This is a genomic window from Muribaculum sp. (assembly GCF_029051885.1).
In the GTDB taxonomy this organism is placed as follows: domain Bacteria; phylum Bacteroidota; class Bacteroidia; order Bacteroidales; family Muribaculaceae; genus Muribaculum.
This window is the reverse complement of sequence record NZ_JAIDKI010000256.1, coordinates 1-8,674: the sequence shown is the minus strand read 5'-3', so window position 1 is coordinate 8,674 and position 8,674 is coordinate 1. Positions and strand designations below refer to the sequence as shown.

The following is an 8,674-nucleotide window of genomic DNA, read 5'->3' as shown; positions in this document are numbered from 1 at the left end:
CTTGTGATGAGGGAGTTATGGGGTTCCATAACGACCGAGGCGCAGGCGGAAAGATGCCGGCGATTGACCGACTGGAGTTAATTTGTTTAATATAGTTGATATATTTTTGTATTTATTTCAGATGTATTCTTCAATATCTCCGGAAAATATTTGCCAACGGCAGTTCTTACCAGCCTGACAGCATCCTCGGGAGTGGTTGTGCTCTGAGCAGGCATTGCCGCATGTCGCCGTCCTGACCGCATGCTCATTTCCGGCCACTCTCCCTCCCATGCCTTTACCGACTCGACAAATGCCGCCTCGTCATATTCACGCCCCTCTTCCATGGCCGAGATTACCGCATCGGCAAACATCTTCCATCTCTCCAGATAGAAATCCGAAAGCAGCCCCGACCACTGGCGGTTGGCATAGTCGTTGAGTTTCTTTCCCGGAAGCCCCCACACAGTAAGGAGTGTACGTGCATTCACCTCCAGGCTGTCGCTCTGTTGTGGAGTCTCACCGAAAGCGCGTGCCGACGCCACCCATTTTGCAAGTGTGGTATTGGGATTTGTCGACATCAGAGTATCTATACCGACGATTATATCCTCCATGACTGCGGCATAGCGCTTAGCTCCCTTTATATCCATACCGCGATAGGCCGTAACAAAACTGTCGCGCACTGTCGCAAAATGATTGCCGAGCAGCTGCCGCCCTACATTGACAGCATCGCGCGACAGAGCCGCATTGCTCCACGCTCTCTCGTCGGAAAGCATCAGTCTGAGCGCCTCGACAAGTGAATGCTGCGAATAACGGTATGACGAGTTGGTATATCCGCCGGTTGGCTTATCGATAAACGGACGCGAATTAGTCTGGCAGGCCTCCCCTACCCTCGTACATTTTATGTATACACTGTCGGCAAGGATGCGCCACGCCCCGGTTACAGCCTCCGACACTTTAGCGCCACGCGAGCCGGCCCATCGGTCGGCCCATTCGCGATATCCGAGACCCGGCTCCCACACCTTGGCAAATACATATTCGTCTATCACCGGATTCATCGAGAATCCCTCGAGAGTGCCGCCTATGCCCACAAGATTGCTCCCGGCTTCGGCAAGTGCGGCAGATATCTTTCTGTCGACATCGGCCATATCTCCTACCAGCATTGTATTGCCGCCGAAATTGCCGAGATAACACCATATGAAGGGTTTACCGAAATATGCATCGCTCATGCGCCATATCTCCTTACGGTCGCAGAAATAATCGAGCAGCAGCAGATTTTCATCGGGCACACCGTCAAGAAACGCCTTGATGCGCGGCTTGGTCCAGTGCTTGCGGTCGTAGTAGAAATTCCATGTCATCTGAAGCCAGCGTGCATCGGGGTCGGCATCGCGCAGAGTCGAATATATGCCCGAAGAGGCCCCGCGCAGATATCCCTCGCTCCAGTCGGGTGAATCCACTTCATTGAACGGGTCTATGCCATAGATATGGTCAGTACCGTATATCGAATCCTGTATGGCCAGGAATGTATTCTGTATGGTAGAGTAAAGCGGATCTGACGGGTCAAGAAACCAGCAGCGGTCCTTATCCTCGAATCCCGACCACTGTGAGCGCAACGATATCCGGGCATCGGGATATAGCGCGCGCAATCCGTCAGGCACATGTCCGGCAAAAGCGGGCATCACAGGAGTCATGCCAAGCTCGCGCTCACGCTCAAGGATATGGCGCTGGAGCGATTCCTGGCTGTCGATCCACGACTGTGTGAGAGGCCCCTGGAAATGGTCGATATTGTTCATCCAGTGCCAGGGGAGGTGTGCCGGACCGGTGAATGACGATAATATGGATTGGTCGTCAAGCCCGAGGCTGCGCCATGTCAGTTGCCACGTACGCTCCTGTCCGGTCATTGCCAGAGGCATGTTTATGCCGTTGAGGGCCATCCAGTCGATAAATCTCTCCCAGTCGCCCCGGCTCCAGTAGGGCATCGTATAGCCGAAAGTGCAGTAGTTGAGAAAGAAGCGCTCGCCGACAGCCGCTCTACCGCCATAGCCGGCTGAAGGGAGTACAATTACATCGGGCACCTGCACGGAATCGTCGGCAAACCACGACACGCTCACGCCAAGGTCGCGGCGCAGATAATTGTTGAGACCAACGGCCATGGATATGGCATTGTTGCCTTTTATCACTACCGAGCCGTTGTCGGCAGTCACCGCAAAGGTGTCGCATTGTGCGGGAATCAGTTCATATCTGATTGTTTCGGCCACAGACGGAACCACACGACGTGTAAGGCGTGCTACTGCCTCAATGTCGTCGGTTGCCGACCGGTTGGCCGAAAGCGACGACACCGGCACGGCCAGGATCAGGGGCGCCGCCATCGCGGAGAGAAATACTTTCATTATTCAGTTAAGTAATAATTTTTACGACTTACTTATTACCGACAGGGAGGGCGGATTATTCCCTCACGCGGAGTATACGTCCGCTACGGTCAAGAAGGTATGTGCGGGGGGTACGAGGCAGATAATACATGCCATCTTCATCGATTGCGACTGTTGACTGTGCCACAATCCATCCGGCGGGGAGCTCTCCGGCCGTACTGCGCCAAAGTTCCGTATCGTCGTAGGGGTACAGAGCCATGACAGCCATCGAGCCGGCACCGACAGCACCGCACACGTCGGCGTCGTGGCTCAGAGAGTCGATAAGCGTATGGCAATCGTTGCAGTCGGGGTCGTAGAACACCAGCAGCGTGCTGTCGTGGGCGGCGGTAAGCTCAAGCAGTGTGGAGCTGCGTCCGTCGATACCGGTATACCGGAAATCTGCGGCTACGGCGCCCGGACGGTTGCAGTCGATGTCGTGCAACTGTGCCGCATAACGCTCGCGCATGGCCTCGTCGACACTGTCGGAGAAAGCGAGCCGGTCAAGAAACATGATATATGTGCCCTCGCTGTACATCGGCGAGTCGGTAGAGTTGAGATACGTCTCGGCCAGCCAGCCGGTGAGGTCAAGAGCGAGAGAGTCGGTGGTGGCCCTCGCAATCAGGTTGCCCACAGCCTTATCGCGCACACTGTCGGACGAGGCGTGAGGCATGACACTAAGAAAGTCGACAAAACTCTGCTCCATGAACGCCGTATCGCGGACACAGGAATCCTTGCCGGAAAAGTCAAGACCGTCCCAGAAACGTGTCAGCAGGTAATCGGCCCTATCTGATGGTTTCGTCAGAGATGCGGGGACCTCCGGCAACGGAAATTCGCGGACGGAACCATCGGTCGCGGCCGACGAGGCGTCGGCTCCGGCATAAACCAAGGCTATCGCGGCGGCTATCACAGCCACTAAAAAAATGCGTCGTCTCATAGACGATTATTTTACTACCTGATAGCCGGCCTCGGCAAGACCGCGTCGTATTATCTCGATATGCTCGTGGTTGCGGGTCTCCATTACAAGACGCAGAGTGCAGCTGGCAATCGGAGTGTCGGTCGAGATGCGCTCGTGGGTCACGGATATGATATTGCCGCCAAGCTCGCCTACCACCTTGCTGACGTGGGCCAGAACGCCAGGATTGTCGCTGAGGTCAATGGTGACGGCATACTGGCGTCCGCTCTTTATCAGACCGCGGTTGATGACGCGGCTCAGCATATTAACGTCGATGTTGCCGCCCGACACAAGGCATACCACCTTCTTGCCCTTGACAGGCACCTTGTCGAACATGGCCGCTGCCACAGCTACAGCTCCGGCACCTTCGGCCACCAGTTTCTCCTGCTCCATCATGGCCAGGATTGCGGCGGCAATCTCGTCGTCGGTGACGGTGACTATATCATCGACATACTCGCGGCAGAGCTCAAATGTATGCTCGCCCGGCTCTTTGACAGCGATACCGTCGGCCACAGTCGATACAGAGGGGAGTGTGATGCGCTCGCCGCCGGAAAGCGACCTGACCATACTCGGAGCACCGGTGGCCTGCACTCCGTAGACCTTTACATTGGGATTAATCGACTTGATGGCAAATGCCACACCGGATATCAGTCCGCCGCCGCCAACAGGCACGATTACAGCGTCGACGTCGGGCATCTCGTCGATTATCTCAAGACCTATGGTACCCTGTCCGGCAATTACCAGCGGGTCGTCAAAGGGGTGTACAAACGTGTATCCGTGCTTGTCGCGCAGACGCAGTGCCTCGGCATAGGCGTCGTCATAGACTCCGGGCACGAGCCTCACTTCGGCACCATACTTCTTGGTAGCCTCCACCTTGGAGATAGGGGCGCCTTCAGGCAGGCATATCAGCGACTTTATGCCGTTGGCTTTGGCTCCGAGAGCCACCCCCTGGGCATGGTTGCCGGCCGAGCAGGCAATCACACCGTGGGATTTCTCCTCTTCCGACAACTGCGATATCTTATAGTAAGCCCCACGGAGCTTGAACGAACCGGTATGCTGGAGACACTCGGGCTTGATATATATGGTACTTTCGGGATTAATCTTGGGAGCGTGTATCAATTCGGTGCGGCGCACTACACTCTTGAGCACGTGGGCGGCACGGTATACATCAGTCAATTGGAGAACTGTCGACATTATACGAGCTTTTTAATATATTGTACAGAGAGAAGACTTCCTCCCTCTTCGATGCAAATGTAGCAAATTTAAACAATTCGGTAAAAAAAATGCAACAGACTTTTAACCTCTTTTTTTTGAATATTGCACCATAATCCACTACCTTTGTGCTCGCAAATTAACTAATCAATAAGAAGATGAAAAAATTAGAAAGTCTCGTTGCACAAAAGTTGTTAAAAATCAGTGCGATTAAACTCCAGCCTGACGTACCTTTCACATGGGCTTCCGGATGGAACTCGCCGATATATACCGACAACCGCAAGACTCTCTCTTATCCTGAGCTACGAACTTTCATCAAGGTAGAACTCTGCCGTATCATTCAGGAAAACTTCGAGCGCCCCGACGCCATCGCAGGTGTAGCCACCGGAGCCATCGCCATGGGTGCCCTGATTGCCGACGAGCTTGGTCTGCCTTACGTGTATGTGCGCTCCGCTCCCAAGGACCACGGCCTCGAAAACCTTATCGAAGGCAATCTGAAGCCCGGCCAGAAAGTAGTTGTAATCGAGGACCTCATCTCAACCGGTGGCAGCAGCCTCAAAGCTGTCGAGGCAATACGCAATGCCGGATGTGAGGTAGTAGGCATGGCCGCGATGTTTACCTACGGCTTCCCCGTGGCGGTGAAACGCTTCAACGAAGCCGGCGTGAAACTCATCACCCTGAGCAATTACAACGCAATGCTCGAGGCTGCCGTAGAGACCGAATACATCCGTCCCGAACACCTCGAGACCCTCAAGGAATGGCGCAAAGACCCTGCCGCCTGGAATCCCCACACCGGAAACGCCGAGTAATACGCTACGGCCCGTCATAACGGCCGTATTACAATAAAATGCGCATGGGGAAATCGTGCCCGCAGGCCCGGTTTCCCCATGCATCTATCCACACCCCGACACAAATCGACATCAAATGACATCATACAAAAGCCAGCCGAAAGAGGTCGATATGGCCGCATCGGCAATATATGCCCGCATAAGCGATTTTTCTAAATTCGAGGACCTTGTGGCCAAACTGCCGGAAGAGGTACGCTCGCAGCTGGGCGAGGTGAAATTCACCACCGACACTATCGTGATACCTCACAACATGCTCGGAGAGATTACACTCCGCGTAAGCGAACGCATCCCCGACAAGCGCATCGCCCTGCAGGCCGAAAACGCCCCCATCCCCATGTTCATGGCTATCAACCTCGAAGCAAAGACTCCCGAACTCACCGAAGTGCAGACAGCCATCGACGTAGACATACCCGCAATGCTCAAGCCGATGATCGGCCCCAAAATCGAGCCTATGCTGAAGCAGTCGGCCGAGAAGTTCGGCGAAATGATTGCCAACATCGTAAAAATCTAAGCATAAACTATCCGGAAATAATCCCGCTCTCAGGCAAGGGGTATATTTCCGGACAGTCTTACCATCGAGCAGGATACGCCGTGCCCCGGCGCCACAATGCTACGATGAAACAATCACTCTATTCTGTTTATAATATCATGGCATCAAAACTCTGGGAAAAGAACGTAACGGTAAACACTGACGTAGAGACATATACCGTAGGCCGCGACCGCGAGATGGACATGTATCTCGCACGCTTCGACGTGCTCGGCTCGCTGGCCCATATCACCATGCTCCAGTCGGTAGGACTGCTCACCAAGGAAGAGCTCGACATCCTTACAGCCGAACTGCGCGACATCTACGGCATAATCGAAAAGGGCGACTTCTCAATCGAGCCCGACGTGGAGGACGTGCACTCGCAGGTGGAACTCATGCTCACCCGAAGGCTCGGCGACACCGGCAAGAAGATACACTCAGGCCGCTCACGCAACGACCAGGTGCTCGTAGACCTCAAACTCTTCACCCGCGAACGTATCGAAGCCACCACCCACGCTGTGGCATCGCTATTCAACACCCTCGTCGACCAGAGCGAACGCTACAAGGATGTGCTGATGCCCGGATATACTCACCTGCAGGTGGCTATGCCTTCATCGTTCGGACTGTGGTTTGGCGCTTATGCCGAGTCGCTCATCGACGACCTAACCGTGCTGTCGGCGGCCTACAAGGTGGCCAACCGCAACCCGCTCGGCTCTGCCGCAGGCTACGGCTCATCATTCCCTCTCGACAGGTCGATGACCACCCGTCTGCTCGGATTCGAGTCGATGAACTACAATGTGGTATACGCACAGATGGGACGCGGAAAGACTGAGCGCATAGTGGCGCAGGCTCTCGCATCGATAGCCGCCACTGTCGGCAAACTCGCCTACGACGCATGCCTGTTCAACTCCCAGAATTTCGGCTTTATCAAGCTGCCCGACCAGTACACGACAGGCTCGTCGATAATGCCCCACAAGAAAAATCCCGATGTGTTTGAGCTGACACGCGCCAAGTGCAACAAGCTACAGGCCCTCCCCTACGAGATAACGCTCATAACCAACAATCTCCCCTCGGGATACTTCCGCGACCTACAGCTCGTAAAAGAGAATTTCCTCCCGGCATTCGACACTCTTGCCGACATCCTGTCGATGGTGACACGCATGGTGGGCGAGATAAAGGTCAACACCGAGATTCTTGCCGACCCGCGCTACGACCTCATGTTCTCCGTCGAGGAAGTCAACCGCCTCGTAGTAGCCGGAATGCCTTTCCGCGACGCCTACAAGAAAGTAGGACTCGACATCGAGAACGGCAACTTCACCGCGCGCAAGACCGTCGACCATACCCACGAAGGCTCGATTGGCAATCTCTGCAACGACGCCCTGCGTGCATTGTTCGACAAGACCGTCGACTCATTCGACTTCGCCACCTACCACACTGCCGTAGATTCACTCCTGGGCCGATAAGGCAACACCCCTCTGCTCATATTCCAAGCCTATGTCAAGACTGCCATATGCCATAGCGTCGGCAATCATATGCTCGCTGTCGTTTGTTTCGTGCCACGATACAGTCGACAGCGAACGCATACCTTATGCACCGGTCCATGTAGACCTTTCGGGACAGGGCACATGGGACATTTACGGCGTACACGCTTTCGGCCAGGGCCGAAGTTTCATACACACAGGCAACAGCGCCGACCAACAGCCTAAAAATTTCCATTACAGCGACCTGTCGGCCACAGGATTCGGAGGGCTGCTGCTCGTAGGCGACCTCGAAAACATGCCTCTGCTCTACGACCTCGCCTGCCCGGTAGAGCGCAAGCAGTCGGTACGCGTCGCCTACAATTCCGACACACAGCTCGCCACCTGCCCGCAATGCGGCTCGCAATACAATGTGTGCGAGCACTTCGGGTCGCCGGTGTCAGGCCCCGCCTTCCAGCACAAATGGGGCCTCAAGCGCTACACCCCGCGCCCCTCTTCGCTTGGCGGATACATTCTCGCCAACTGACAGCGGCATATTTCCGCCTGCTCTTCGGTCGTTATGGAACAAGCCAAACCCATAACGACCTCATTACAAGCGAAAATCTGCTCGACGAATGACCGCCCCCATGACGGTAACATTTATCATTAAACAAGCTCTGAATACAAAAAAAACGCTCGGGCTGATATCGGTTGATATCAGCCCGAGCGGTATAAGGGGATGTCAGTAGACTTCCTGATTACTTCTTCTTGCGGTTGCCGTAGCGGCTCATGAACTTGTCTACGCGGCCTGCGGTGTCAACGAGCTTCTGCTTGCCGGTGAAGAAGGGGTGAGAAGAGCTGGTGATTTCCAGTTTTACCAGAGGATAGGTCACGCCATCTACCTCGATAGTCTCCTTAGAGGCAACGGTCGAACGGGTGATAAAGATTTCGTCGTTAGACATATCTTTGAACACTACTTCGCGGTAGTTGGAAGGATGGATGTCTGCTTTCATCGTGATGTCTGTTTTGTTGTGTACATTATTAGTTACGCCGTCAAGCGCCGGAGCCGTCTCTAATGTGCCCCGATTCGTAATGGCGCGGCAAAGTTACGGATTAATATCCACTCCGCCAAACTTTTTACAGTCTATTTCTACACATCTTCACATTTTCCGACGTTTCACGCCATGATAGCATAAGAAAGCGGAGAGCCGTGTGCAATGCAAACGGCAATACGGGGGATTATATATCAACGATATCTGTAGGAATGATTTAATAATACTCGATAAGAGCCTGATAGG

Annotated in this window: 8 protein-coding genes; 4 read left to right on the top strand and 4 right to left on the bottom strand. The window is 54.3% G+C overall.

Translation table 11 applies throughout. From position 1 onward, the window contains the following. Positions 1-86: 86 nt before the first annotated feature. The 3 genes from K2I50_RS10605 to ilvA are packed head-to-tail and all read right to left on the bottom strand — an operon-like array spanning position 87 to position 4,527. Positions 87-2,363, bottom strand: coding sequence for an alpha-N-acetylglucosaminidase (locus tag K2I50_RS10605; RefSeq protein WP_301026320.1), 2,277 nt, complete (start codon positions 2,361-2,363; stop codon positions 87-89). Positions 2,364-2,418: 55 nt separating this feature from the next. Then, entirely contained in the window at positions 2,419-3,315 is an 897-nt protein-coding gene (locus K2I50_RS10600) for a DUF5106 domain-containing protein (protein ID WP_301026319.1), read from the bottom strand. Positions 3,316-3,321: 6 nt separating this feature from the next. Then, complete coding sequence (ilvA, locus tag K2I50_RS10595; RefSeq protein ID WP_301026318.1) at positions 3,322-4,527, bottom strand: threonine ammonia-lyase; 1,206 nt, start codon at positions 4,525-4,527, stop codon at positions 3,322-3,324. Between the two features lie 176 nt (positions 4,528-4,703). On the opposite strand from ilvA, the gene pyrE reads away from it, so the two are divergent. The 4 genes from pyrE (at position 4,704) to K2I50_RS10575 (ending at position 7,923) form a co-directional block, all read left to right on the top strand. Further along, positions 4,704-5,354: an orotate phosphoribosyltransferase gene (gene pyrE, locus K2I50_RS10590; protein ID WP_301026317.1), complete on the top strand. Its 651-nt coding sequence runs from the start codon at positions 4,704-4,706 to the stop codon at positions 5,352-5,354. Positions 5,355-5,469: 115 nt separating this feature from the next. Beyond that, complete coding sequence (locus K2I50_RS10585; RefSeq protein ID WP_301026316.1) at positions 5,470-5,904, top strand: hypothetical protein; 435 nt, start codon at positions 5,470-5,472, stop codon at positions 5,902-5,904. Between the two features lie 137 nt (positions 5,905-6,041). Further along, positions 6,042-7,382 carry an argininosuccinate lyase gene (gene argH, locus K2I50_RS10580; RefSeq protein ID WP_301026315.1) on the top strand — a complete coding sequence of 447 codons (1,341 nt, stop codon included), beginning with the start codon at positions 6,042-6,044 and terminating at the stop codon, positions 7,380-7,382. A gap of 31 nt (positions 7,383-7,413) precedes the next feature. Further along, a complete protein-coding gene (locus K2I50_RS10575; protein ID WP_301026314.1) occupies positions 7,414-7,923 on the top strand; it encodes a hypothetical protein in 510 nt (169 codons plus the stop codon). A 211-nt stretch (positions 7,924-8,134) separates the two neighbouring features. On the opposite strand, the gene K2I50_RS10570 is transcribed toward K2I50_RS10575, so the two are convergent. Next, a complete protein-coding gene (locus tag K2I50_RS10570) occupies positions 8,135-8,389 on the bottom strand; it encodes a type B 50S ribosomal protein L31 (protein ID WP_068960063.1) in 255 nt (84 codons plus the stop codon). Positions 8,390-8,674 lie beyond the last annotated feature (285 nt).

Excerpts from the sequence above, each read along its gene's own strand:
- K2I50_RS10575 (WP_301026314.1), top strand. The coding sequence starts at position 7,414 with ATGTCAAGACTGCCATATGCCATAGCGTCGGCAATCATATGCTCGCTG.
- argH (WP_301026315.1), top strand. The coding sequence starts at position 6,042 with ATGGCATCAAAACTCTGGGAAAAGAACGTAACGGTAAACACTGACGTA.
- K2I50_RS10605 (WP_301026320.1), bottom strand. The coding sequence starts at position 2,363 with ATGAAAGTATTTCTCTCCGCGATGGCGGCGCCCCTGATCCTGGCCGTG.
- K2I50_RS10570 (WP_068960063.1), bottom strand. The coding sequence starts at position 8,389 with ATGAAAGCAGACATCCATCCTTCCAACTACCGCGAAGTAGTGTTCAAA.
- pyrE (WP_301026317.1), top strand. The coding sequence starts at position 4,704 with ATGAAAAAATTAGAAAGTCTCGTTGCACAAAAGTTGTTAAAAATCAGT.
- K2I50_RS10585 (WP_301026316.1), top strand. The coding sequence starts at position 5,470 with ATGACATCATACAAAAGCCAGCCGAAAGAGGTCGATATGGCCGCATCG.
- K2I50_RS10600 (WP_301026319.1), bottom strand. The coding sequence starts at position 3,315 with ATGAGACGACGCATTTTTTTAGTGGCTGTGATAGCCGCCGCGATAGCC.
- ilvA (WP_301026318.1), bottom strand. The coding sequence starts at position 4,527 with ATGTCGACAGTTCTCCAATTGACTGATGTATACCGTGCCGCCCACGTG.